This is a genomic window from Kitasatospora purpeofusca, from assembly GCF_034043715.1.
Lineage (GTDB): Bacteria > Actinomycetota > Actinomycetes > Streptomycetales > Streptomycetaceae > Kitasatospora > Kitasatospora purpeofusca_A.
The window spans coordinates 131,103-157,866 of sequence record NZ_JAXCLC010000009.1; the positions used below are offsets into that span (position 1 = coordinate 131,103).

General features: G+C 71.3%; 11 protein-coding genes. 4 read left to right on the top strand and 7 right to left on the bottom strand.

The genetic code is table 11. From position 1 onward, the window contains the following. Nucleotides 1–371 precede the first annotated feature (371 nt). Complete coding sequence (locus SM793_RS07320) at nucleotides 372–6,704, top strand: RHS repeat-associated core domain-containing protein (RefSeq protein ID WP_320437211.1); 6,333 nt, start codon at nucleotides 372–374, stop codon at nucleotides 6,702–6,704. A gap of 81 nt (nucleotides 6,705–6,785) precedes the next feature. On the opposite strand, the gene rpe is transcribed toward SM793_RS07320, so the two are convergent. Then, entirely contained in the window at nucleotides 6,786–7,469 is a 684-nt protein-coding gene (gene rpe, locus SM793_RS07325; protein ID WP_320437212.1) for a ribulose-phosphate 3-epimerase, read from the bottom strand. A 285-nt stretch (nucleotides 7,470–7,754) separates the two neighbouring features. Here rpe and SM793_RS07330 point away from each other — a divergent pair, with 285 nt between their 5' ends. After that, the gene (locus tag SM793_RS07330; RefSeq protein ID WP_320437213.1) at nucleotides 7,755–8,615 is read left to right on the top strand and encodes an SCO6745 family protein; all 861 of its coding nucleotides are present in this window, start codon (nucleotides 7,755–7,757) and stop codon (nucleotides 8,613–8,615) included. 89 nt (nucleotides 8,616–8,704) lie between these two features. On the opposite strand, the gene SM793_RS07335 is transcribed toward SM793_RS07330, so the two are convergent. From SM793_RS07335 to SM793_RS07350, 4 genes are all read right to left on the bottom strand, one after another. Continuing rightward, nucleotides 8,705–9,247 (bottom strand): DUF4188 domain-containing protein, encoded by a 543-nt coding sequence (locus tag SM793_RS07335; protein ID WP_320437214.1) that lies wholly within the window; start codon nucleotides 9,245–9,247, stop codon nucleotides 8,705–8,707. A gap of 136 nt (nucleotides 9,248–9,383) precedes the next feature. Continuing rightward, entirely contained in the window at nucleotides 9,384–10,055 is a 672-nt protein-coding gene (locus SM793_RS07340; RefSeq protein ID WP_320437215.1) for a TetR/AcrR family transcriptional regulator, read from the bottom strand. 40 nt (nucleotides 10,056–10,095) lie between these two features. After that, a complete protein-coding gene (locus SM793_RS07345; protein ID WP_320437216.1) occupies nucleotides 10,096–11,634 on the bottom strand; it encodes an FAD-dependent monooxygenase in 1,539 nt (512 codons plus the stop codon). A gap of 325 nt (nucleotides 11,635–11,959) precedes the next feature. Beyond that, on the bottom strand, nucleotides 11,960–12,946 hold the full coding sequence (locus tag SM793_RS07350) for an aldo/keto reductase (protein ID WP_320437217.1): 987 nt from the start codon (nucleotides 12,944–12,946) through the stop codon (nucleotides 11,960–11,962). 453 nt (nucleotides 12,947–13,399) lie between these two features. Here SM793_RS07350 and SM793_RS07355 point away from each other — a divergent pair, with 453 nt between their 5' ends. Next, nucleotides 13,400–14,149, top strand: coding sequence for a TetR/AcrR family transcriptional regulator C-terminal domain-containing protein (locus SM793_RS07355; protein ID WP_320437218.1), 750 nt, complete (start codon nucleotides 13,400–13,402; stop codon nucleotides 14,147–14,149). Between the two features lie 20 nt (nucleotides 14,150–14,169). Here the strand turns inward: SM793_RS07355 and SM793_RS07360 are convergent, their stop codons facing one another. Together SM793_RS07360 and SM793_RS07365 are read right to left on the bottom strand one after the other, a co-directional pair. Next, on the bottom strand, nucleotides 14,170–15,630 hold the full coding sequence (locus tag SM793_RS07360; protein ID WP_320437219.1) for a serine/threonine-protein kinase: 1,461 nt from the start codon (nucleotides 15,628–15,630) through the stop codon (nucleotides 14,170–14,172). A gap of 227 nt (nucleotides 15,631–15,857) precedes the next feature. Beyond that, the gene (locus SM793_RS07365; protein ID WP_320437220.1) at nucleotides 15,858–19,409 is read right to left on the bottom strand and encodes an RICIN domain-containing protein; all 3,552 of its coding nucleotides are present in this window, start codon (nucleotides 19,407–19,409) and stop codon (nucleotides 15,858–15,860) included. Nucleotides 19,410–20,416: 1,007 nt separating this feature from the next. Between SM793_RS07365 and SM793_RS07370 the strand changes: the two genes are divergently transcribed. Next, nucleotides 20,417–26,764 (top strand): RHS repeat-associated core domain-containing protein (locus SM793_RS07370; RefSeq protein ID WP_320437221.1); only part of this gene is annotated, 6,348 nt, incomplete at its 3' end.

Sequence of the window (26,764 nt, forward strand, 5' to 3'; positions counted from 1 at the left end):
AGGCGAGCCGGATGCACCCTTCGCCCCCATTGACCCGCACGCAAGTGCCGTATAACGCGCCGTTCGTGTCGCTCCGGATGCAGTGCCGCAGACATCGACAAAACGGCGCCCTCCGATATGACGCAGGTCACACCTTCACCCCGACCCCCAATACCTGGGCGCTTACGCCTGATTGACGCAGCGTCATGCCCGGCGAGAATTGACGGTGCATTGCTGATCTTCGAGTGCTCCGTTCGTACGGTCCCACATCGATGTGTCACGCGGGGGCGGGGCATCACCGGGACGGGGGAACCGCCGTGGCATTCGCCTTCAGGGACAACAGCCGCACTCCAATGCCGTTACCACGCAGGGGAAGAGGACCCCTGCGGCTGATGACCGCCTCAGGGCTGGCCGGGCTGCTGCTCGGGGGCCTGCTCGGCCCGACCGCGGCGTTCGCCGCGAAGTCGTCACCGCCCGGGGCGGTCGGTCCGGCCGCGGCGCCGGCCCGGGTGCGACCGGTCACGCCCAAGCACTTGCCGGCGGACACCGAGACCGTGACGCCGCCGCCCGCCGTGGCCTGGCCGCAGGAGGCGGAGGCCACGGTCGACTTCGCGGCTGGCCCCACCGGACCGGGCAGCTTCGCGGCGGCCGGCCAGCTGCCCGTGCAGCTCTCGCTCGACGCCGGGCCCGGCGCACCCGACACGGCCGAAGCTGCCGAGACTGCCGAGACTGCCGACGGGCCGACGAACCCCTCGGTGCGGGTGAAGGTGCTGGACGCCGGGAAGGCGCGCGCCGCCGGCGTCAACGGCCTGCTGCTCACGGTGGACACCGGCGCGCTCGGCGACAGTCCGCTCTCGGTGCGCGTCGACTACCGGTCGGTCGCCGGGTCGAGCGGCGCGGGCTGGGGGTCCCGGCTACGGCTGGTACGGCTCCCCGCCTGCATACTGACCACCCCCGAGGTCCCGGCCTGCCAGGTCCGCACCGACCTCGCCTCGGTCAACGACGCCGGGGCCGCGACCGTGACCGCGCACCTGCCCGGCGCCCGGGCCGACGCGCCCGCAACACCGTCCCCTGGAGGCGACGCACCCGCGCCGCCGTCCCTCGGAGCGGCCGCACCGGCGGTGCTGGCGGCGGAGCCGCAGGCCGCCGGCGGGAGCGGCGACTTCAAGGCCACCGGCCTCGCACCCTCGGGCTCGTGGACCGGCGGCAGTTCGGCGGGCGGGTTCGCCTGGACGTACCCCGTCCCCACGCCCGACGTGTTCGGCGGCCCGCGGCCCGACCTCGCGCTGTCCTACTCCTCGCAGGCCGTCGACGGCCGCACCTCGGTCAGCAACAACCAGTCCAACTGGGTCGGCGACGGCTGGTCGTTCGCCGAGAACTTCATCGAACGCCGCTACCGCACCTGCTCCGACGACATGGGGGGCACCGCCACCAACACCGCCAAGAGCGGCGACCTCTGCTGGTACACCGACAACGCCACCCTCTCGCTCAACGGCACCACCGCCGAACTCGTCCGCGGCGCCGACGGCACCTGGCGCCCCGTCAACGACACCGCCGCGAAGGTCGAGAAGCTGATCGGCGCCGTGAACGGCGACAACGACGGCGAGTACTGGAAGGTCACCGACGCCAAGGGCATCCAGTACTACTTCGGCCTCAACCGACTGCCCGGCTGGACCACCGGCAAGGACGAGACCAACTCCGCCTGGACCGTCCCCGTCTTCGGCAACAACCCCGGCGAGGACTGCAACAAGCCCGGAAATCAACCAGGTTCGTGGTGCCAGCAGGGATGGCGCTGGAACCTCGACCACGTCGTCGACCCGCGCGGCAACGCCATGGCGGTCTACTACGCCAAGGAGACCAACAACTACGGCCGCAACGGCAACCTCACCACCGGCGCCTCCACCGCCACCCCCTACATACGCGGCGGCCACCCCCTGCGGATGGAGTACGGCCTGCGCGCCGACGCCGTGTACGCCACCCCCGCCGCCCGGGTCGACCTCACCGTCTCCGAACGCTGCATACCCGACGCCGCGGCCCGGATCACCTGCGCCCCGGGCGAGTTGAAGACCGACCCCGACCCGGCCAAGGACACCACCCGCTGGTGGCCGGACGTCCCCTTCGACCTCGACTGCGCCGACGGCAAGGAGTGCAAGGGACAGTTCTCACCCTCCTTCTGGACCCGCAAACGCCTCACCGGCATCACCACCAAGGTCCTGGTGGGCGGCGGCTACCAGGACGTCGACACCTGGAACCTCACCCAGACCTTCCCGCCCACCGGGGACACCGCCAAGGAGTTCCCCCTCTGGCTGGAAGCCATCACCCGCACCGGCACCGCCGGCACCGGCGGCCCGATCACCCTCCCCCCGGTCAGTTTCAACGGCATCCAACTCGCCAACCGCGTCGACGGCACCGGCGACGGCGCACCGCCCTTCCTGCGCCGACGCGTCAACAGCATCACCACCGAGACCGGCGCCACCATCGCCGCCGTCTACTCCGGACAGGACTGCACCCCCACCGACCTCCCCGCCCCCGAGACCAACAGCCGCCGCTGCTACCCGGTCTTCTGGCAGAAACCCTCCGACACCAAACCCACCCTCGACTGGTTCCACAAGTACGTGGTCACCCAGGTCCGCGAGGAGGACAACACCGGCGGTGCCCCGGCCAAGGTCACCGACTACGCCTACCTCGGCGGGGCCGCCTGGGCGAAGTCCACCGACGAACTCAGCAAGCCCGAACACCGCACCTGGTCCGAGTACCGCGGCTACGGCACCGTCCAGACCCGTACCGGCGCCGGCAACGACCGACGCACCCTCGCCGAGACCGTCTACCTGCGCGGCATCCCCGGCGCCAAGGTCCCCGACTCCGAAGGCAACACCGTCGACGACGACACCGCCTTCCAGGGCATGGCCCGCGAAACCCGCAGCTATCTCGGCGACGGCGGCCCCCTCGTCAGCGCCACCACCAGCACCCCCTGGCAGTCCGACCCCACCGCCACCCGTACCCGGCCCGGCCTTCCCGACCTCGTCGCCCGCTACTCCGGCACCGCCCGCACCACCACCCGCGTCCTCGTCGACGGCGGCACCTGGCGCCGGAACTCGACCGCGACGGCCTACGACGCCTACGGGATGGTCACCGCGGTCGACGACTCCGGCGACCTCGCCGTCCCCACCGACGACCGCTGCACCCGCACCGAGTACGCCCGCGACACCGCGGCGAACCTGCTCGACCTCCCGTCCCGCGTCGAAACCGTCGCCACCGGGTGCGCGAACACCCCTGCCAGGCCGCGCGACGTGGTCGCCGACAACCGGAGCGGCTACGACGGCGGCACACCGGGCACGGCGCCGACCCGCGGGCTCCTCACCGCGACCGAGCAGATCAAGGGCGACGGATCCGGCTACGCCCCGGTCACGACCGTCGGATACGACCTCTACGGTCGCGCGACGTCCATGGCCGACGCCGCCGGCGCCACCACGACCACCGCCTACACACCCGCGCAGGGCGAACCCGCGGCGAGGAGCGTGGTCACCAACCCCCTCGGCCACACCGTCACCAGCGAGTTCGACCCGCGCCGCGCCCTCACCACCGCGACCGTGGACCCCAACGGCAAGCGGACCGACTCGGTGTACGACGCCCTCGGTCGCCTCGTCCGCGGCTGGACCGCGGGCTGGAGCAAGTCCGACCACCAGTCCTACCCCAGCGTCCAGTACACCTACGACATCACCCGGACCGGCCCCGCGGTCATCACCGCGAAGAACCTCCTGCCCAACGGGGCCTACCGGACGAGCCACACGGTCTACGACTCGCTGCTCCGCGAGCGCCAGACCCAGGAGCCCACCCCCGGGGGCCGGCTGATCACGGAGAAGTTCTACGACACGCACGGCTGGACGCCGATCGAGTTCAAGCCGTACTGGACGACCGGTGCGCCGGAACCGAGACTCGTCTCCGGTGACCCGTACGGCGTGGTGAACCAGCAGGTCACCGAGTACGACGGGGTGGGCCGCCCGACCGCGGTCGTCTCCAAGTACCTCAATCAGGAGAAGACCCGCACCACCACCCTGTACGGCGGCGACCGCACCACCGTCCTCCCCCCGAACGGCGGCACCGCCACCACGAAGCTGACGGACGTCCGCGGCAACACCACCGAACTGCGCGAGTACACCGACGCCGCCCGGACGGCCTGGGCGACGACCGGCTACGAGTACGGCGACCGCGGCCTGCTCACCAAGGTCACCGCCCCCGGCGGCAGCGTGTGGACGTACGCCTACGACGTCCGGGGACGGAGGACCACGACCGTCGACCCCGACAAGGGCGCACTGACCCTCACCTACGACGCCCTCGACCGCCCGGTCACCGCGACCGACGCCCGGGGCGACACCCTGACCACCGAGTACGACGCCCTCGGACGAACCACTGCTGTCCGCAACGCCGCTGTCCTGCGGTCCAGTTGGGTGTTCGACACGGTCGCCAAGGGGCAGCTGACCTCGTCCACCAGCTTCGAGAACGGCCAGGCCTACACCACCGCGGTCACCGGGTACGACGACCGCGGGCAGCCGACCGGCCGGACGGTCACCGTCCCCGCCGCCGAACAGAGACTGGCCGGTACCTACACCTGGAAGTACTCCTACAACCAGCAGACCGGCAAGCTCGAAGGCACCGACCTCCCGGCGGCCGGCGGCTTCGGCGCGGAGACCGTCGGCCACACCTACGACAACCTCCTCGGCCTGCCGCTGACCACCGCCGGCCTCGTGCCGTACGTCCAGAACACGACGTACGACAACTACGGCCGGATCAACGGCGTCGACTCCTCGATCACCGGAAGGCGCGTCTACCAGCGCCTCGGCCACGACCTGCACACCGGCCGGCTGACCGACGTCAGCGTCAAGCGCGACACCGCACCGGTCGACCTCACCGACACGCACTACACCTACGATCCCGCGGGCAACGTCACCGCGATCGGCGAGCAGCAGAAGGCCGGCGCCGGTCCCGAACAGACCGACACCCAGTGCTTCGCCTACGACGCCCTGCGCCGGACGACGGAGGCCTGGACGGCGACCGACCAGTGCGCCGCACCGCCGACGACCACCGGCCCGGCGGCCAACGTCGGCGGCCCGGACGCCTACTGGACCAGCTACGCCTACGACGCCTCCGGCAACCGCAGCGCCGAGACCCGGCACGGACCGACCGGCGGGCCGGCCGGCACCGGCGACACCGTGCGCACCTACAGCAACACCGGCCACCGCACCACCGGGGTGCACGAGTCCGGCCCCGGCGGGACCAGGACCGAGAGCTACGCCTACGACGCCACGGGCAACATCCGGCGCCGGACGGCCGGCGGATCGGGGAACGTCTTCGACCAGACGCTCACCTGGAACGACCAGGGGCACCTCGCCGCGAACAGCCCCACGGGCGGCAGCGGCGGCTCGACCTACGTGTACGACGCCGACGGCAACCGCCTGCTCCGCAAGGACGCCGGCCTCGTCACCCTCTATTTGGGCGAGACGGAGCTGACCTGGGACAAGGTGTCGGTCCAGGTCCTCGGGACGCGCAGCTACAGCCACGACGGCGTCGTCGTCGCCGTCCGCACCGCCACGGCGACCGGCGGCACCGTCGTCACCTTCCAGACCGCCGACCAGCACGGGACGGCCACGACGAGCATCGACGGCGCCGGCCAGCAGGTCACCAGGCGCAAGCAGACACCGTTCGGGGCGCCCCGGGGCGCCCAGCCCCCGCAGGGCGCAGCGGCCGGCAGCTGGCCGGACGACAAGGGCTTCCTCGGCAAACCGCAGGACAGCAGCGGGCTCACCCACATCGGGGCCCGCGAGTACGATCCGGCGCTCGGCCGCTTCGTCAGCGTCGATCCCGTCATGGACCTGAGCGACCCCCAGCAGATGAACGGCTACGCCTACGCGAACAACGCACCGGCGAGCGCGTCCGACCCGACGGGCCTGCTGGCGGGCGGGCTGATCCCCGGGATCGGGGCGATCGCACTGGCCATCGGCCTCCTGGCGATCGACCAGGACTACCAGGAGGTCAAGAAGCTCTTCACGCAGCCCCAGCAGCCCGGCCACACGAAGATCAGGAGGAGCGGCCCGGTCCGTCCGGGGAACGGCATCGTCGTCGTGCGCTTCTTCATCGCGGGAAAGACCGCCGGCGGCGCCTTCGCCGGGGACGACCGGGGGTTCACCACCGACGGTGACGCGCCCTACCGGTTCATCCTGGCCTGGGACACCGACACCGGCGAAGTGGTCATGGACGTGTCCCCGAGCCACACGGTCCCGTTCGGGGTTCCCGCCGGTCCGCCCAGGACCTACCAGCCGGAGATCGGAGCGCACCCGGAAGGCGACGGCACCGACCTGAAGAACCTGAAACTGACCGGCGACGGCTTCAAGGCCACCATCAAGGGCCTGGACGGCTTCATCCCGAACAAACGGGGCGCCAACCAGTTCTCCGTCAACTACAACGTCGAACTGGGCGTGCCGAAGAACAACTGCGGCTTCGACGAAGGCATCTCCGTGAAGGTCAAGGGCGACGACTACCCGCACGTGGAGGCCATCCAGTACCGGGCCAGCCGGCCACCCCGGATGATCGGGACCGACAAGGCCTCCGGTCTCGGCGTCGCGGCCACCCAGGGATGGACGAAGTGGATCCCCGGGGTCGACGGACGCGACCTCAAGTGGAAGGTCCCGAACGACTCCTGGTCGACCCCGCACGGACCGGGGTCCTGAGCCCCGGCGTCCGCAGGTCCGGGGGCGTGCCGCGTCGGGCACGCCCCCGGACCGACCCCGTCCGCTCCGGGCGGCCGGGCCTCAGTGCGCGCAGGCCCACCCGGCGGCGGCGGTGGCGCCCTCCGCGAGGGCGCGCAGCTTGGCGACCGCCTCGGCCGGGTCCTGCGCCCCGTACACCGCGGAACCGGCGACGAAGACGTCCGCGCCCGCCTCGGCGCAGCGCTCGATGGTGCTCGCCGACACCCCGCCGTCGACCTGGAGCCACAGTTCGAGGCCGTGCTTGGAGATCAGCTCCCTGGTCCGGCGGATCTTCGGCAGCATGATGTCCAGGAACGCCTGGCCGCCGAAGCCGGGCTCGACGGTCATGATCAGCAGCATGTCGAGTTCCGGCAGCAGGTCCTCGTAGGGCTCGATCGGCGTGGCCGGCTTGAGCGCCATCGACGCCCGGGCGCCCTTGGCGCGGATCTCGCGGGCGAGCCGGACGGGGGCGGCGGCGGCCTCGGCGTGGAAGGTGACCGAGCCGGCGCCCGCCTCGACGTACTGGGGCGCCCAGCGGTCCGGGTCCTCGATCATGAGGTGGCAGTCGAGCGGGATGTCGGTGGCCCGGGCGAGCGATTCGACGATCGGGACGCCGAGGGTCAGGTTCGGCACGAAGTGGTTGTCCATCACGTCGACGTGCAGCCAGTCCGAGCCCCGCACGGCCTCGGCCTCCTGGGCGAGGCGGGCGAAGTCCGCGGACAGGATGCTGGGGTTGATCTGCGCCATGGGGCCTGTTACCTCTTCTTGCCTGCGTGCCGGGGGTGTTCGGAGTCCCGGGGGTCCGGGGCCCGGCGGTTCGGGGCCCAGGACCGGGGGTCCGGGGCGCGCGCGGGGCGCACCCGCGCCCATCATCCCTCGCGCCGTCGGGGGCGTGTCACCAGCGAGACCTCCCCGTGACCGTCATCACACCGGGGGCAGGGTTATCGTGACGGCCACCGTGGTCATCAGGCCTGTACGACACCGCATCCCTCCCCCTCGCGCTCCCCGCGCCCCTTCGAGGAAGGTCCTCCGTTGGCCGAACTGGTCCACCCCGCCCGCGCCCTGTGGTGGCTCTTCGAACCCGTGCACGCCGTCACCTACTTCACCCCCGAGGGCCTCGCCGCCTTCGAGGAGGCCGGCCTGCGCGGCGTCGCCCGCAGCTACTTCGGCGGCCGGGCCGCCCCGCTCGGCCCCGTGGACGCCGCACCGGTGATCGCCGCGTTCTTCAACTTCGCGCCCGCCCCGATCGAGCGCGCCCTCCCGGCGATCTGGAAGCTGGCCGCCCCGGAGGCCGCGCTCGCCGCCCGGATCGGCGGCGCCTCGGCAGCCCTGAAGCGGCTGCTGGAGCACGTCGACCCGGCGCAGATCGAGCTGGCGGCGGACCTGCTGGCGGACGCGGTCACCCGGCTGGACTGCGCCGGCCGGGTGCTGGCCGCCGCCAACGCCGCCCTCCCCAGCCCGTCCGACCCGCACGGGCGGCTCTGGCAGGCCGCCACGGTGATGCGCGAGCACCGGGGTGACGGCCACGTCGCCGCCCTGGTCGCGGCCGGCCTGGACGGCTGCGAGGCGCTGGTGGTGCGCTGCGCCCTGGACGTGCGGCGCGAGGCGCTGCAGCCGGTGCGCGGCTGGACGGACGAGGAGTGGGACGCGGCGGCGGCCCGGCTGGTCGAGCGCGGCTGGATCACCGAGCGCGGCACCATCACCGAGTGCGGCCGGATCCGGCACCAGGCACTGGAGGCCGCCACCGACCTCGCCGCCGCCCGGGTCTGGGAGCACCACCAGCGGGCCGAACTCGACCGCCTCGCCGCGGCGCTCAAGCCGATCTCGGCACTCTGTCGCGCCGCACTGCCGCCGATCAACCCGATCGGCCTCCCGGCGACCACCACCGCCTGAGCCTCGCGCACCGCTGCCCGAGCCTCGCGGACCACCGCCCGACCGGTGGCGGCCCCCCGCGGAGGGAGTCCGCGGGGGGCCGCCGTCGTTCACTCCGACGTGTCCGACGCGTCCCCCGGGGTCGCAGCTGCGCCCTTCCCCGAACGGAAGGCCAGCCGCTGCCGCGCGCTGCGCCCCCGGCCCTCCACCGGCAGCACCCCGGTCGCGCCCGCGAGCCCGAACGGCGGCATGTCGAAGTACACGGACTCGTAGCCGCCCTCCGGCACGATGTACGCCTCGTGCCAGAGGCCGACGTGCCCGCGCATGCTGCCCTTCTTGAGCTTGTTGTCGGCGATCTTCCAGACCCGGTGGTGGAAGGCGTCCGGCGCGGTCGCGTACGCGTAGAGCTTCTCCTCGGACTCCCAGTACTGGACGGCGTAGTAGGTGCGCGGCGAGGCGGTCAGCAGGACCTTCCCGCGCAGGCCGCGGTCCGGGTCCCGGCCCAGCTCGTGCAGCATCCGGAACATCGCCAGCAGCATCGGCAGCCACTGGTGGACGGCCCAGAACCGGTTGATCCGCATCCCGATGAGCAGGACGACGGTATCCCCGGTGGCGGCCGCGGTGGTGAAGCCCGGAGTCGGTTTCGCGAACACGTCTACCCCCAGCCCTGTCGGCTCTTCCGACCCTCCCGCCCCTTGGGCTACTCGCGGGTAGAGGTCGATGTAAGCGGTGATTACATCAGCGCGGACCGACCAGGTCAACCCTCCGCGCACGCGAAATTCCCTCCGCTCAGCGGGGGTTGGCGATCCCCCGGCCGAAGGTGTCGAGCACCTGCGCGGCCACCTCCTCCGCCTTCTCGGCCGGCAGGTACCCGTCCAGGACCATCTGCGCCAGCCCGTACACCAGCGCCTGCCCCGCGAACCCGACCAGCTCCGGATCACCGGGCCGCAGCAGGCCCGCCGCCTGGTCCGCCACGATCACCTCGGTGTACGCGCGGTCGATCCCCGACAGCCGCTCCCGCAGCTCCGGCTGCGGGGACGGTGCGAACACCCGCGACCGCACCAGCGCGAACCGGTGCGGGTGCCGGACGGCGTACCGGACGAAGCCGAGCCCGAGCGCCCGCAGCACGGCCCGCCGGTCCCCCGCCCCACCGCCGGCCCTCGGCTCCGGCCCCGCCCCCTGCCAGGATCCCTGCCCGGATCCCGTGGCCGCCGCGACCTCGGCCCGCTGCCAGCCCTCGAAGTCCGCCAGCACCCGGTCCGCCACCGCCGTCAGCAGCGCCCGCCGGTCCGCGAAGTGCCGGAACGGCGCCCCCGCCGACACCCCTGCCCGCCGGGCCACCTCCCGCATGGTGACCTGGTCCTGCCCCACCTCGTCCAGCAGCTCGAACGCCACCCCGACCAGCGCCTCGGGCAGCGCCCCGTGGTGGTAACTCCCGCGCCCCGCGGGCCTCTCCGTCATGCGGGCAGTGCTATCACACCACCGGCGGGCGCCGCCGCCGTTACCGCGCCCGGCCGGTCGGGGCGCCCCACCAGCGGGTCAGCGCGGCCTCCAGCTCCTGCCGGTCCTCGCCGACCCAGACCGCGTGGCCGTCGGGCCGCAGCAGCAGCGCGGGCGCGTCCACGGTCGCTTCGTGGTCGCCGCCCTCGCCGTCCTCGTTGTCGACGACGTGGTCGACGACGTGGTCGACGACGTGGTCGACGCGGTCCGCCCAACCGTCGACCGACAGTCCCCCGCCGGTGCGGTCGAGCAGCAGGCCCCGGCCACCGTGCATCAGCTCGTAGAGGCGGCGGCCACCGGACAGCGGCACGTCCCGCAGCCGCCGGCCGAGCAGTTCGTGGCCGCCGCCGTCCTGGTCGCCGTCCTGGTCGTCCGGGAGGCCGCCGCCGAAGTCGTAGCGGACGTCGACCGCGGTGATCATGCCGGTGATGTAGCGGTTGACCTCCTCGAACTCCATCAACCGCGTGAGCAGTTCGCGCAGCGCGGTCGGCCCCGACTCGGCGCCGAGCAGCGTCATCTGCGCGCGGGTGTTCGTCAGCACCCGGGCGCCGACCGGATGGCGCTCCGCGTGGTAGCTGTCCAACAGGCCCTCCGGCGCCCACCCGGCGACCTCGGCGGCGAGCTTCCAGCCCAGGTTGAACGCGTCCTGCACCCCGAGGTTGAGCCCCTGCCCACCGGTCGGCGGGTGGATGTGGGCGGCGTCGCCGGCCAGCAGCACCCGGCCGACCCGGTAGCGCTCGGCCTGCCGGGTCGCGTCGCCGAAGCGGGACAGCCAGTGCGGCGAGTGCGCGCCGAAGTCGGTGCCCGCGACGGCCCGCAGCCGCGCCCTGAACTCCTCCAGCGTCGGCGGCGCCGACCGGTCCTCGGCCACCCCCTCCGCCGGCACGATCATCCGCGCGACCCCCGGACGGCCGTCGACGTCCGGCGCCACGCCGAACCGCAGCTCGGTCCGGCGCACCCGCTCGACCACCTCGGCGACCTTCGCCCGGTCCTCGGTGAGCTCCAGGTCCCCGATCAGCGTCTCGACCGTGGCCGGCTCACCGGGGAAGCCCACCCCGAGCGCCCTGCGCACCGTGCTGCGCCCACCGTCGCACCCGACGAGGTAGCGCGAGCGCAGCCGGGTGCCGTCCGCCAGTTCGACGTCCACCCCGTCCGCGTCCTGGTCCAGCCCGACCACCTCGTGGCCGCGCCGGATCCCGGCGCCCAGCTCGCGCGCCCGTTCCTCCAGCAGCCGCTCGGTGACCGCCTGCGGCGTCGCCAGCCCGTACGGATGAGCGGTGTCCAGGCCGTCCGGCCAGGCCGCCATGACGCCGCCGAACAGTCCCCCCACCTGGAACTTCTCGCTCACCGCGAGGAACCGCTCCAGCAGCCCCCGCTGGTCCATGATCTCCACGCTGCGCGCGTGCAGACCGCGTCCGCGCGACTCGGCCGTCCGCTCCGCCAGCCGCTCCAGCACCACGACGCCGACGCCGTGCAGCCGCAACTCGCACGCGAGCATCAGCCCGGTCGGCCCGCCGCCGACCACGATCACATCCGTCACCGACCGCACATCCGCATCTGTCGTCGACCGCATATCCATCACCGATTGCCCCGTCCCGCCGTGCCCTGTCATCCACCAGGGAAGACAAAGAAGACCAAACTCCATGAATCAGCCGTTTTCATCCTCGCCCGGTTCAGGTCGGTCATTCTGCGCCACCCCCACCCCCTTGCGGCAAGGCCCCCCACCCGCTATAAGTTGAGAGTGGCAACGAGTGGGTTTTCCTCGTTGCCTTTGTTTTTGCCCCTGCTTCGGCCGTCGACGAACGTCGCCCCCGTGCCCATCACCGGTCGGCGGGCACGGGGGCGACGGACAACTCCGGCTCCTCCTACCAGGCGTAGTCCTCCGGGGCGGGCCGGTGGCCCGGGAAGAGCGTGTCCAGGCGGGCGAGAAGCTCGTCGTCGAGCTTGATGTCCAGCGCGTGCACGGCCGCGTCGAGGTGGCCGAGGGTACGCGGGCCGACGATCGGGGCGGTGACGGCGGGGCGCGACAGCAGCCAGGCGAGGGCCAGGTCCGCGGGGTGCTCGCCGAGTTCGTCCGCGAGGTCCTCGTAGGCCTGGATGCGGTCCCGGTTGGCCGCCAGGATCTCGCCCGCGTGCTGGAGACCGCTCCGGACCAGGCCCCCCTCGCGCTCCTTGCGCAGCGCACCGCCCAGCACACCGCTGCGCAGCGGGGACCACGGCAGCAGGCCGAGCCCGTAGTGCTCGACGGCGGGGATCACTTCGAGTTCGATGGTCCGGTCCAGCAGGTTGTAGAGGGACTGCTCGCTGACCAGGCCGAGGAAGTGCCGTGCCTTGGCGGCCTCCTGGGCCTGCGCGAGGTGCCAGCCGGCGAAGTTGCTGGAGCCGACGTAGATGATCTTGCCCTGGGCGACCAGGACCTCCATCGCCTGCCAGATCTCCTCCCAGGGCGTGTCCCGGTCGATGTGGTGCATCTGGTAGAGGTCGATGTGGTCGGTGCCCAGCCGGCGCAGGCTGCCCTCGACGGCACGGCGGATCGCGAGGGCGGACAGCCGCCCCTCGTTCGGCCAATCGCCCATCGGCGCATAGGCCTTGGTAGCGAGCACGGTCCGCTCCCGGCGGCCGTCGCCCTTGGCGAACCAGCGGCCGATGATCTCCTCGGTGCGCCCCTTGTGGTTGCCCTCGGAGTCGCGGCCGTAACTGTTCGAGGTGTCGAAGAAGTTGATGCCCCGTTCGTGGGCGCTGTCCATGATCAGGTGGGCGTCGGACTCCTCGGTGTGCGGACCGAAGTTCATGGTGCCCAGGCAGAGTCGGGAAACGGTCAGGCCGGTGCGGCCGAGGTGGGTGAACTCCATGCGCCCCACCCTCCGCCGCACCGGCCGTGCTGTCCAGCACATTCCGCCCCGTGGGCAGCGGGCTGCCCGGGTCGGCCTTGGTCCGCCCGATGACCGCCGGACCCCGGGCCGAATCGCCCGATCGGCCCCTCGGACCCCTCGGACCCCTCGGACTGCCCGAACCCCTCGGACTCCTCGGGCGGGCCGGTCGCGATGGCGGCGCCGCGGTCGACCATGACGACGGCTTCGGCAACCCGGTCGGCCTCCCCAGGCCCCCGGGTGACGGGCAACTCCTCGGCGCGGCTCCCGGCGGTCCGGCCACCGAGGTGGCACAGCCAGCCGAGCAGACCCCAGGCGGTACCGGACATACCTCTCCACCCTCTCACTAGGTACAGCGTACGTAGAAACGAACGCAAGCGCATCGTACTACGTACGCCGTACGTATCTAAGATGGGGAACCGAGGTGATCAACCAGTGCCGTCCAGCAAGCCCCCGAACAGCAGCAGCCCCGCCGGCGCGCCGACCCCCGGCGAGTCCCCCGAACTGATCTGGCTGCGCCCCGAGCGCACCGGCCGGGGCCCCCGCCCCGCCCACAGCCGGACGTCCATCGCCGCCGCCGCGATCGTCATCGCCGACGCCGAGGGCCTGGACGCGGTCTCCATGCGCCGGGTCGCGGGCGCGCTCGGCGCGGGCACCATGTCGCTCTACAACTACGTGCCGAAGAAGGAGCACCTGCTCGACCTCATGCTCGACGCCGTCGCCGGTGAGTACGACTACTCCGGCCTCGCCCCCACGGGTGACTGCCGGGCCGACCTCCGCCGCCTCGCGCACGAGCAGCTCGCCGCCCTGCGCCGCCACCCCTGGGTGCCCGCCCTGGTGATCGCCCGGCCGGGACTCGGCCCCAATGCCCTGCGCTACACCGAGCACTTCCTCGCCGTCACCGAGCCGAGCGGCCTGGACGGCACCACCCGCATGGAGGCGCTCGCCCTGCTCAACGGGTTCGTGTGCCAGTACGCGCAGTACGAACGCACGGCGGCGGCCGGCGCCAAGTGGCAGGCGGACCTGGCCCGTTACCTCGGCCGCGCCGCCGCCGGCGGCGAATTCCCGCACCTGGCAGCCGCGTTCGCCAACCTCGGACCGTCGGCCGACACCCCCGACGCCGTGTTCGACCGCTCACTCGACCGCGTGATCACAGCCGCCCTGACCCCGGTCGGGCCCGTCTGACCCCCGCTACGGCCTAACGCCTACGACCTACGGCGGCTGCCCGGGACGAACATCCAGAGCAGCCAGGCACCCGTGCCGAGCAGCAGCATGTTCACGGCGATCTGCCAGGGCAGTTCGCCGAATCCGGTGAACCAGCCGCCGTACTTGACCTCCAGCAGGACGGCGGTCAGGTACCAGAGGGCGAAGTCCGCGACGACGGCCGCGACCCACACCGCCGCCGGGTGCCAACGCGGCCGGGGCAGCGCGTTGGCCAGAGCCAGTACGCCGGTGATGGCCATCGCCAACGGCGTGAACCCCCCGACGACTCGGTCGAGGTAGTTCCACGGCAGGACCGAGCCCACCGTCCAGATCAGCGCCAGACACCCGATGAAGCGCACCAGCACCGCCACCGCCGGATTCGCGCTGGACCGCTCCGGCACCGGTGCCGGTGCCGGTACCGGTACCGGTGCCGCCGTCTCCGCTATCGGGCTCCCCCACCCCACCGCCACCGGATCCTGCCAACCCCCGTGCGGGAACTCGCCCGTCGGCCGGGCCGACGCCAGCGGCCCGGGGCCGACCTGCGGCGGGATCCGCACCGGCCCCAGCGGCACACCCCCGGACATCACCGGCGGCGGCCCGAACGCCCCGAACCCCGGCGCAACCGCACCCGCCGCACCCGCACCCGCCCGTGCCACCGCCTCCAGCGCCGCCAACGCCTGCTCCGCCGACGGCCGCGCCGCCGGGTCCTTCGCCAACAGCGCACCCAGCAGCGGCGCCAGCGCCCCCGCCCGCACCGCCGGCCGCGGCTCCTTGGTCACCACTGCCACGCACAGCGCGCCGAAGGTGTCCCCACTGAACGGCGCCTCGCCCTCCACCGCGGAGTACAGCGTCGCGCCCAGCGCCCACAGGTCGTTGGCGGGAGCCGCGGGCCGCCCCTCCAACTGCTCCGGCGCCATGTACGCGGGCGTGCCGATGACCGCCCCGGTCCGGGTGAGCGCCGTGGTGGCATCCGCCATGTGCGCGATCCCGAAATCGGTGAGGATCACCCGCTCACCCATCAGCAGCACATTGTCCGGCTTGAGGTCCCGGTGCACGATGCCCGCGCCATGGGCCTGCAGAAGCGCCTTCACCATCGCCGCCCCGAGCTCCGCCACCCGCGCCACCGGCAACGCCCCACCCCGGGCGACGGCCGCCGCGAGCGACTCCCCGTCGACGAACTCCATCACGATCACCGGCGCACCCTCGTACTCGGCCACATCGTGCACCGTGATGATCCCGGGATGGTTCAACCGCGCGGCCGCCCGCGCCTCCCGCAGCACCCGCTGCACGAGCTGCTCCCGCTCCGCGTCCGTCACGCCCTGCGGCAGCAGCACCTCCTTCACCGCGACATCCCGGCCCAAGGTGGTGTCCCACCCCCGCCAGACCCGCCCCATGCCACCCTGGCCGATCAGCCCCACGAGCTGATACCGGCCCCCGACCACTGCCCCGACCACCGCTGCCACGCGCCAAACCCTAGCGGCTGCCCCACCCACCATTGACGCCGGATCAGCAAATCGTTTCCCCCATCCCCCATGCCCATCCCACATCGAGTCCGTCGACAGCGGTCCGCCGCCGACGGGCCGGTAGCACGATGCCCGCCCGATCGCTCCACACGTCGGTGGGACGATCGGGCGGGCAGAGGTGTGGAAGGTGACGGCCGGCTATGGCCTCCCGTCACCGCGAGCTGAGCTCAGGGAGTCCGCTCGGGGACAAGCGACCACTGCTGGTTGTCCTGCAACCCGGGGCACTCGTAGATGTCGAGACGGGTGCCTGGATCGGTCGCCCAGCCGGGGAGTTCCAGGCAGCGGCCGGCGGGGTGATCACCATCGACGGTGGCGGGCAGGAAGAGGCGGCCGTCGGGACGCAGCGCCCACTTCTGCCCCTTGCCGTCCTGACACCACGCGAGAACGACTGCCGTCCCGTCACCGAGACCGCCGTCCTTGGTCGAGAGGCAGTAGCCGCCCGCTCGGACCGTGCCGTCGGTGGCGAAGTTGAACCGCTGGTTCGCGGTCTCCCAGCAACCCCACAGCGCGACGGTGGCTCCGTCGTGCGGTCCGCCCTCCGCGTCGACGCAGCGCGAGTTCACGCGATTGGAGCGGATGGACACGCCTGCGTTCGCGTAGCCGAGGTACTGCAGGGGGTTGAAGCCGTCGACCTTGTTCTGGGTGCCGTCACTGCTCCGGCCGGGGTAGACCGTAATGGCCTGGTTGTTGTCGATGGCCCAGACGTCGGGGAAGCCGTCGTTGTTGAGGTCTCCCGCACCGACCTGCGGCTGCGCCGCGGTGGTCCAGTCGGCCCCGGAGAGGATGAGGAAGCCGGCGTCCGGACGGGTCAGGGAGGAGTAGTCGACCGATCCGTCGGCGTTCCAGCCGAGGGCGTAGGAGTAGATGTTGCCGTTGGTTCGGTGGCGGGCCCAGACGGTGGTCTGGTTGACGGGGGTCGTCGAGCCAGGCTTGACGCCGGCGCCGTTGGCGGCGCCCGGGCTGAGGAGTTCGTAGTCCGCCCAGCTTCCGCTCACCGTGGGGATCTGGGTTGCGGTCAGGAGGTCATCGGCGAGACCGTCGGCCTGGAAAAGGTAGAGACTGTCCTGCTCCAGGGTCAGGACGGCGGTTTGGCTCATGATAATAGTGCGGGTCGGGTCCACAGGGGATCCGCCAACAGCTTCACCTTCGGGTGTTCCGATCGCAGCGACCTGGGAGACCCTGCCCCAGCCGCTCGCCACATAGTCGGGACACGCACTCTCGCTGCCGTAGACCGTGCAGGTTGTTGGACGGGTCAAAGCACTGGCCTTCAGTTGGTCGTAGCGCCCCGTCCCGTCGTTGTGCACCAGATAGAGAGCATTCTTGAGTTCGCTCGGAGATTCCTTGGTGTAGTGAGCAACGATCTGGTCAACAGCCTGCCCCGCGGCCAGAGTTCCGTGGTGGCTGATCTGAAAGTCCGCCCAGGAAGCTCCGAATTGTCGATTGCCAGGGGCCGCCGCAGCCGGAGCAGCTGCAGAGTTGACCGGGTCGGTGGTGCCACCGATGATCCGCAGATCGCCCTTGGCGTCCGATGCGACGATGTCGGGCTTCTGGTCGTTGTCAACATCACCGAACAGGGGCTGGGTACCGGGCTTCCAGGGTGCGTAGAAGCTGTACGAGGCGGGCTGGCTGTAGTTGCCCGCGTTGTCCATTGCCCAGGCGTAGACGATGTTGGTCCCCCAGTTGCGTGGGGTGAAGGGGACCTGCGCACCAGGTCCGTACGTACCCGGCTGACCGCACGTCCAACCGACGACCGGAGTCGGGTCGGCACTGAACCGCACACACGCGACTCCAGAGGCCTGGAGGCCGTCTCCGGGCGCCGGGTCCTCCGCGTTGACGAAGAAGGAGCCGCTGTCACCGGCATAGCGGGCGGGGTGGTCGTTGGGGGTGCCGGAGGGCGGGAAGTCACTGGACGCGATGCTCAACCGGGGGTTGGTACGGTCGACGCGGAAGTAGCACCAGGCACTGTTGGGCGAGGTGAGAAGGGTGTCCGTCGCCCGCGCCAGCCAGCCGTACTGGTGGCCGTCGGCGAGCGAGCCGACACTCAGTGACGGTCCGGGGTTGTTCTGCGCACCGCCCCAGCTCCCCTGTTCAATACGGAAGTTGGGATCATTGTCGTCCCACAGGGTGTAGCCGGTGTAGACGTTCTGCCCGGCGGGGGACCAACTGTTGACGGTCAGGTAGAGGTTCAGGTTGTTGCCGACCCAACCGGGGTTGTCCCAGGGGTTGGCGCCACCACTGGTGCACTCGGCCGTGCTGTTGCTGCTCGCGAAGCCGGGCGCCGGGCTGGTACGCGGGTACCAGACGGCGGGGGTGATGTCGTAGGTGGTGGTGATGCTCGGGTTGCTCGCGACGGCGTGGCGGTAGAGCTTCTCCCACTCGGTGGCCGTCGGGGCTATGCCGATGGTCCAAGTGCTCCAGGTACCGGCCGCGGCCTGCTTCATGATGTCGGTGACGTCGACAGCCAGGGGCCCGGTGCCGGTGATCTTCTGACCGCCGACGTAGGAGCAACCCTCCATCACCACATTGCCGTTGGTGCCGCAGGGCTGGTTGTTCCAGGTGGTGGGCTCACCGATTCCCCTAGGTGCCCAGTAGACACCGAGGTCGGTCGGGGTACCGGGGCTGGAGGCGCCGCTGACCTGCCCGTTGAGGGTGGAGGCGAAGAGGGTGGGCGGGTACTCGGCGCCGGGGACCTTGGTGTGGATCGCCGGGTTCACCTTGAACTGGAAGTAGGCCCGCTCGCGTCCCTCTTTCATGCAGTCCTGGGCCGGGTCACTACTGTGGTAGCCGCAGAAGCCGGTGGAGAGATTGGACTTCTTGTTGTAGTTGGCGACCTCCTTGTAGTTCTCCTGGACCTGGACCGAGCCCTCGACGGAGCTGGTGACCGCGGTGAGGGTCGGGTCCAGGTACCAGGGGCCGGCCCCGGAACCCAGTGCGTCCTGGTCGGGAGTCAGCTCGATGGCGCCGCCGGAGACCTTGCTGCCGATCGCGGCGACCTTGGCCCCGTCCCCGGGAGCGTCGGCCGTGGACCGGATCCCGTCTGCGGCCTGCGGCTCACTCGCGGTGGTCACCGCGGAGGAGGCGAATGCCGCCTTGACCGGGGCTGTGGTGCCGGAGCCCGCCACGGGACGTGAGGAGTCCCACTGGAGCGGTGCCGGGGAGCGGAAGCGCAGCGCGCCCTTGTCGTCCTTGACGTCGATGCCTCCGCGCTCGTCGGAGGTGACCGTCAGTCCCTGTGCGGTGAGCGGGAACCGCAGGGTCCTCAGCGCGGGGTGCTCGGCCGCCTGGGCCGTGTGGACCACGATCACGTCCCGCCAGCCACCGACCGGCAGCGCCGTCAGCTGGAGGTCGACGTCGGGAAGGACGTTGGAGTAGGTGGCGGTCGCGCCGTTCAGCGTGGGGCGGGGCAACGGGAACGGGGCGTCGACGGCGAGCTTCTTGCCGTCGACGGTCGAAACGGTCGCCATCGGTCCGCCGCCACCGCCGGAGAACGCCACCGGAAGGCTCGCCACGGCCGGCCCGACGGTGCCGTCCGCGTTCGGTCGCAACGCGGCGTCCAGGTCGACCCACGCGCCGTCGTGCTTGGTGCGGACGGGCTGCGCATTGTCCGTGGTCGTCAGCGTTCCGGCCGGGTTCGCGACCGTTCGCGAGGCCTGGTCAGTCATCGCCTCGACGACCACCGGCTTACCGGTGGAGCGGGCCTTCGCAACGGCGTCGAGCATCGCCTGCTGTGCAGGGGTCCGCTGCGGTGCGGTCGCCGGGGGAACCAGCGGCGGCACGCCTCCGGCCGGGCCGTGGGAGGCGGGTCGCACGCCGTCGGCGGCTGCGGAGACCGGTGCCGTCAGCAAGCCAAGGCCGAGCAGGCAGCTGGCGCCGAGGGCGGCCATCCGTAGAGCGCGTTGGCGTATGCGTGGTGACATCGGTGCGCCCGCAGGTGGGCGTGAGGTGGTGGACATGTCGATTCTGTGACCCCTCCCGGGTGGCGGCCCCGACTTTGGGGCAGCGTTCGGGTCGGAACGATGACCCCTGACCCGTAGAGAGGTCAAACCGAATACCGATGTGGGCGGAGATGTCCGGAACCGCCTTTCCTGCCAGGTCAAGAATCCATAAACATCACATGCATGGTAGCCAAACGACCTGGCATCGCATCGGAGCAGTCACATATCGTCATGTCGATCATTGGGATTTCTGTGCCTATATGACGTCATGTCGATAGCAATAAGGAGCAGTCACCGTGAGACTTTGGCCTGCCCGGCAACGGGCTGGTGGACGAACGGGGAGCCGATGGCGCTCACCCGCGACGGCGGCGATGGTCGCCTTGGCACTGACGGGGGTAACGGTCCCGCCCGCGGCGGCATGGACGTTCCCCGAACCCAAGGGAAAGGTCTGGACGCCCCCGAACACACCGCTGGGGAGCGGGACTCCGTCAGTACAGGGTCATGACGCCCAACCGCCGGCCCGCAGGCCGGCCCCCAAACCGGACAACTGGAAGCCCCAGGTCGCGCCGCCGGTCGTCACGGGTACGGCTACGGTCACGATCGGGGCGGACAGCCCCGGGGCCAAGGCGGCCCGCTCCGCGACCGACGGTGCGGCCCCGGCCTCCGGCGGCGGATCGGCCGCCAAGGCCGGCCCGCTGGCGGTCGAGATCGCCCCGGCCGCCGGGAACGGCGAGAGCGTCCGCAAGGTCACCGTTCAGGTGACCGAACCGGCCCGGGGCAAGGCAGCGGGCGTGAACGCGCCCCTGATCGCCCTCTCCGACGCCGAGCCGGCAGCCACCGCCGAAGGCCGCAGCGCGAGCGTCACCCTGGACCTCAAGGCCCTGCAGGCCGCCGGGTGGTCCGACCGAGCGGTCCTCGTCGCCCTGCCCGGCTGTGCGCTGACGACCCCCGAGCGTCCGGAATGCCGGACGACGACGCGGGTCCCCTCGCGGACCGACGGCAAGGGGAAGATCACCGCCGACATCACCCTGCCTCCGGGCAAGGCCACCGCGTCCTCCTCAGATGCCGCCGGGGCCGGGAAGGCCTCGCTCGCTGCTGCCGAGGCCCCTGCGGCCGCAGCAGCCGCCGGCTCGGGCAGCGCGATGGTGCTCGCCGCCGCGCCCGCGCCGAACGGCGCCCTCGGCAACTACGCCGCGACCCCGCTCTCGCCGTCGGCGGCCTGGAGCGCCGGCTCCAACAGCGGCAACTTCACCTACAGCTACCCGATCCAGGTCCCGCCGTCCCTCGGCGGCACGGCGCCGGGTGTCTCCCTCGCCTACAACTCGGCCTCGGTCGACGGCAAGACCTCGGCGACCAACGCCCAGCCGTCCTGGATCGGCGACGGCTGGACGTACGAGCCCGGCTACATCGAGCGCTCCTACAAGTCGTGCGACAAGGCCGGGATCGCCCACTCTGCTGACCAGTGCTGGGGCGGCGAGAACGCCACCCTCGTGCTGGGCGGCCGCTCCGGCACCATCGTGCGCGACGACGCCACCGGCAGCTGGCACCTGCAGAACGACGACGGCTCCAAGGTCGAGCGGCTGACCGGCGCACCGCGGACCGGACTCGACGTCGACTACCACGCCATGGAGTACTGGCGGATCACCACCACCGACGGTACCCAGTACTACTTCGGCCTCAACCACCTCCCCGGCGGCGACGGCACCGACCCGGCGGCCAACTCCGTCCTGACCATGCCGGTGTACTCGCCGAACGCCAAGGACGTCTGCTACAACGCCGCCACCGGCAGCAACTCGTGGTGCCAGATGGCCTGGCGCTGGCAGCTCGACCACGTCGTCGACCCCCACGGCAACCTCACCAACTACGGCTACGCGGCCGAGGTCAACAAGTACAGCCGCGGCTACGTCCAGGGCGGCGGCACCGGCACCCCGACCAAGTACGAGCGCGCCGGCTACCTGCGCGAGATCGGCTACGGCCAGCGCCTCGACGACCAGCGGGCGGCCAAGGGCACCCTCAACCCCGCGGCGAAGGTCCTGTTCAAGGTCGAGGAACGCTGTGACCCCGCCAAGGCGTCGAGCTGCGACGAGAGCCAGCGCACCACGGCCAACCAGGAAGCCTGGCCGGACGTGCCGATCGACCAGATCTGCGCCGGCGACTCCTGCGACAACGCGTCGCCGACGTTCTTCACCACCAAGCGGCTGACCGAGATCTCCACCCAGGTCCTGGTGGACTCGGCCTACCGCACCGTCGACACGTGGAAGCTGAACCAGCGCCTCGCGGACCCCGGTGACGGTACCCCGCGCATCCTCCAGCTCGACTCCGTCCAGCGCGTCCCCAGCAACGGGCAGGCGGCGATCGACAACCTGCCGCCGGTCGCCTTCGAGTACGACATGATGGCGAACCGCGTCGACGGCATCGAACTGCAGAGCGGGGTGCGAGAGGGCAAGCTCTTCATGCGCCCGCGCCTCAAGGGAATCACCACCGAGACGGGCGGGCGGGTCAACGTCGTCTACAGCAGCCCGGAGTGCTCCCGTCTCGGAGGCCGCATGCCGGCGTCCGAGGACGGCAACACCCTGGCCTGCATACCGGTCAAGTGGTACCTGCCCGGCCAGTCCTCCCCGGACCCTGTGAACGACTGGTTCAACAAGCCGGTCGTCGAGACGATCACCGAGCAGGACCTGGTCACCAGCCCGGCCGTCAGCAAGGTCACCAGCTACGACTACCGCGACGCCGACGGTGTGCGCCGGGCCGCCTGGCACCGCAACGACGCCGAGTTCACCGACCCCAAGACCCGGACCTGGGACAACTTCCGCGGCTACGCGACGGTCACCACGACCACCGGCAGCGGCGCCACCGGCGAGGCTCCCCAGTCCCAGCAGAAGGCCACCTACCTGCGTGGCATGGACGGCGACTACCTCGCCAACGGCACCCGGCGCAGCGTCGCGGCGGCCAACCCGCTCGGCGGACCCTCGGTCCTCGACAGCGACTGGCGGAACGGTCAGGTCCTCGCCACCGAGGTCTACAGCCAGGCAGACGGGCCCGTCCGCACAGTGTCGGGAAGCACGTCGAGCACGGCCCCGGGCGAGAACCCGGTCAGCGCGACCCACAAACAGGAGGCAGGCGCGCCCAACAGCTACGCCCGCCGCCCCGAATCGCAGGTCACGACGCTCTCGGCGGCCAAGCTCGCGGACAACAGCTGGCGCCTGGTCACGATCGTCACGGTGAGCGACCCGGTCAACGGCAACCGCGTCCTCCAGATCGACGACAAGGGCGACGGCACCGCCGCCACCCCGGAAACCTGCACCAGCACCAAGTACGCGAGCTCCACCGACAGCCCGCAGACCCTGACCCTCGCTTCGGAGCAGGTCACCGTCCAGGGCCCGTGCGGGACCGCTCCCACGGCCGCCAACACGATCACCGGCAGCCGCACGCTCTACGACGGAAAGCCGCTCGGGCAGTTCCGCACCGCCGGCGATCCGACCAGCACCCAGGTTCTCGACCACTTCGACCAGGCCGGCAACCCCGTCTACGTCAACACTGGCAGCGCGACCTTCGATGCCTACGGTCGCAGCCTGACCAGTTCCACCACCGACGGTTCGACCTACAACCGCGACGGCGCCCAGCTCAGCGGCGCCTCGGTCACCCCCGCCGTCACGACGGTGGCCCTCTACCCGGCCACCGGCGTACTGCCGACCGAGGTGTGGACCACCGGCCCGATGGGCGCCGGCTGGACCACCGGCCTCACCCAGGACCCGGCACGCGGGTCACCGCTGACCAATCTGGACATCAACGGGCGCGTCACCACCGCCAGGTACGACGCCCTGGGCCGCATCACCGCGGTGTGGGCACCGGACCGGCCGACCAATGAGCTCCCGAACAAGAGCTTCACCTACGCGGTACGGGGTACCGATGGCCCGTCCTGGGTCATGTCCGAGACCCTCAACGACGACAAGGCCACGTCCGAAGCGGCCCTAGAGATCCTGGACGGCTTGGGCCGGTCACGACAGACACAGAGCACCAGTGCCGCCAAGCCCACCGGTCGCCTGATCAGCGACACCGCGTACGACTCGCACGGCTGGGTCATCAAGACCACCGCGCCGTACTACGAGGGGACGGCCTTCCCCACCGGCACGATCTTCCTGCCGCAGGACAGTCAGGTACCGAGCTCGACCTGGAACACCTATGACGGCAACGGCCGGGTCGTCCGCTCGGAGTTCCGTTCCAACGCGAACCCCCAATGGGCCAGCACCACTTCGTACCCCGGTGCGGACCGCACCGACGTCACGCCGCCCGCCGGGGCCGCCCCGACCTCGGTCGTGACCGATGCCCGCGGGCGGACGGTCGCCGCCTGGCAGTACCGTACGCCGACCGCCACGGGCCGCGCCGCCGACGCGGACGTCACCACGTTCGGCTTCACGGCCGGCGGCCTGTCCTCGCGGCGGACCGACAGCAGCGGTAACAACTGGACCTACGAGTACGACCTTCGCGGGCGCCAGGTGACCGCGTCCGACCCGGACACGGGCGTGAGCCGGACGTACTACAACGCCGACTCGCAGGTCGAGCGCACCACCGACGCCGCCGGCAACACCCTCGCCTACAGCTACGACCTGCTCGGCCGTAAGACGGGCATGTACACCGGAAGCGTCGCGCCGGCGAATCAGTTGGCGGGCTGGACGTACGACACCCTCGCCAAGGGTCAGCAGACCTCCTCCACCCGCTATGTGGGTGGCTCGGGCGGGGCGGCCTACACCAAGGGTGTCACCGGCTACGACACCGCCTACCGGCCCCTTGGCACCTCGGTCACCGTCCCGAAGGTGGAGGGCGTCGAGGGCGCACTGGCCGGGACCTACACCACCAGCAGCTCCTACAGCCCCGTTCTCGGCGCACCGAAGTCACTCGGCATCTCCGCAGCGGGCGGACTCCCCGCCGAGACCGTCAGCTACGGCCGGACGGTGACCGGCCTGCTTACCAGCTCCGCCAGCCTCAAGAAGCTGGTGGTATCGGCGGTCGCCTACGACGCGCTCGCCAGGCCGACCCGGACGACGATGGGCGAGTACGGCAGCCAGGCGGTCTCCACTCAGCAGTACGACTGGGCAACAGGTCGGGTCATCAACTCCTTCCTCGACCGCCAGCTCGGAACCGTCTCGCTCGACCAGACCAGCTACACCTACGCACCGTCCGGCCGGATTTCCTCCGTCACCGACCTCCAGAACGCGACGGCCCGCGACAACCAGTGCTTCACCTACGACCACCTCGGGCGTCTGACCCGGGCGTGGACAGACATCGCGGGCACCCACACCACCGCCGACTGGATCGACTCATCAGGTGTCCCGCACGGCACGGGCAGCTCGTCGACCGTGCCGGGCATCGGTGGTTGTGACAACGCCGACGGTCCGACGACGGCGGCGAACGGCTCCAACACTGTCGGTGGTCCAGCACCGTACTGGCAGGATTACAAGTACGACGCCAGCGGCAACCGCACCACGCTTGCTCAGCATGGTTCCACTGCTACTACGCCTCTGGACCCGGCTCAGATCACCCAGATCGCAAGCGCGACGAACGGCGACCGGACGTGGTCCGTGGCCCTTTCGAATGGCAGTCTCTGGCTGGGTACACAGAACGGCGACGGATCCTGGTCGCAGTTCACCGACCTGATGGCCGAAGCCGGCTCCCTTCCGACCGTCACCGCCGTCTCCGCCGCGGTGAGCGACGGCCGGCTGCAGGTCATGGCCGTCGCCGGCGGCAAGATCTGGCACACCGTCCAGGGCGACAACGGCTGGCAGAGGTGGGGCGACGTCTTCGGCGCCGTCGGATCCCTCTCCCAGCCCAGCCAGCTCGCCCTGACCGCCACCGGCTCGGGACTCGAAGTCCTGACCTTCGCGGGTGGCAAGCTGTGGCACACCGTCCGCCAGCCGGACGGCAACTGGCAGGCACAGGGCTGGGGCGACGTCTACGGCGCCGTCGGCACACTGGCCTCGCCCACTCAGATGGCGGCCGCCGCCACCAACTCCGGCCTGGAGATCGCGGTCGGCGCCGGCGGCAGGCTGTGGCACACCGTCCGCCAGCCCGACGGGAACTGGCAGGCACAGGGCTGGGGCGACGTCTACAGCGCGACCGGGACTCTTCCCGAAGCTCAGACCGGCCAAGGACAGTTGGCACTCGCCAACACTCCCGACGGGCTTCAGGTCGTCGCACTCGCCGAGGGCAGGCCCTGGCACGTCGTCCGCGACAGTGCCGGAAGTTGGTCCAGCTGGGGGGACATCACCACCGTCGCCGGCCGGCTCGACCCTGCCACCGGCGTCAGTGCGGCAGGCCCAGGCGCCGATCTCAAGGTTGTCGTCCTGGGATCGGGCAAGGTCAACCAGACGGTGCGCAACGGTGAGACCAAGAACTGGTCGGCCTGGTCAGGCGTTCCGACTTACACCACAGGGGGCAGCAACACCACTCAGACCTTCGGGCCTGCCAGGAGCAGTAACACCCCCACCCACGCGCCCAATACCGGTGGCGGAACCGGTGGGCCTCACGCCCTGCTGGCCTCCAGCACGGTCACGGCTGACGGTACCAAGGTCGTCAGCTACCAGTACGACGCCAAGGGCAACACCACCGCCATCACCGACACCGGCGGCACCACCAGCCTGACCTGGAACGGCGAGGACAAGCTCAGCTCCGTCACCAGGACCGGCCAGGCCGGCGCCACCACCTACCTCTACGACGCCGACGGCAACCAGTTGATCCGCCGCAACCCCGGCAAGATCACGCTCAACCTGCCCACGGACGAGTTGACGCTCGACACCGCCACCGGTGCGATGAGCAATGTCCGCACCGTCGGTGCCGGCGGCGGCCTCACCTACACCCGCGTCACCGCCCCCATCGGCGGCGGCACGGTCGTCATCCAGGCCTCCGACCCGCACGGCACCAACGGCGTCCAGATCACCGCGGACGGCCCTCAGTCGGTTACCCGTCGCGCCACCGACCCCTTCGGCAACCCCCGCGGCGCCCAGCCCAACGCTTCCGCCTGGGCCGGCACCAAGGGCTTCGTCGGCGGCAGCAAGGACGACACCACCGGCTTCACCAACCTGGGAGCGCGCCAGTACGACCCGAGCACCGGCCGCTTCATCAGCCCGGACCCGATCCTCGAC

Coding starts and splice junctions, on each gene's coding strand:
- SM793_RS07340 (WP_320437215.1), bottom strand. CDS start 10,055: ATGACGGAGAGGCCCGCGGGGCGCGGGAGTTACCACCACGGGGCGCTG.
- SM793_RS07365 (WP_320437220.1), bottom strand. CDS start 19,409: ATGCTCGACGCCGTTGCGAAGGCCCGCTCCACCGGTAAGCCGGTGGTC.
- rpe (WP_320437212.1), bottom strand. CDS start 7,469: ATGGCGCAGATCAACCCCAGCATCCTGTCCGCGGACTTCGCCCGCCTC.
- SM793_RS07350 (WP_320437217.1), bottom strand. CDS start 12,946: ATGGAGTTCACCCACCTCGGCCGCACCGGCCTGACCGTTTCCCGACTC.
- SM793_RS07320 (WP_320437211.1), top strand. CDS start 372: ATGACCGCCTCAGGGCTGGCCGGGCTGCTGCTCGGGGGCCTGCTCGGC.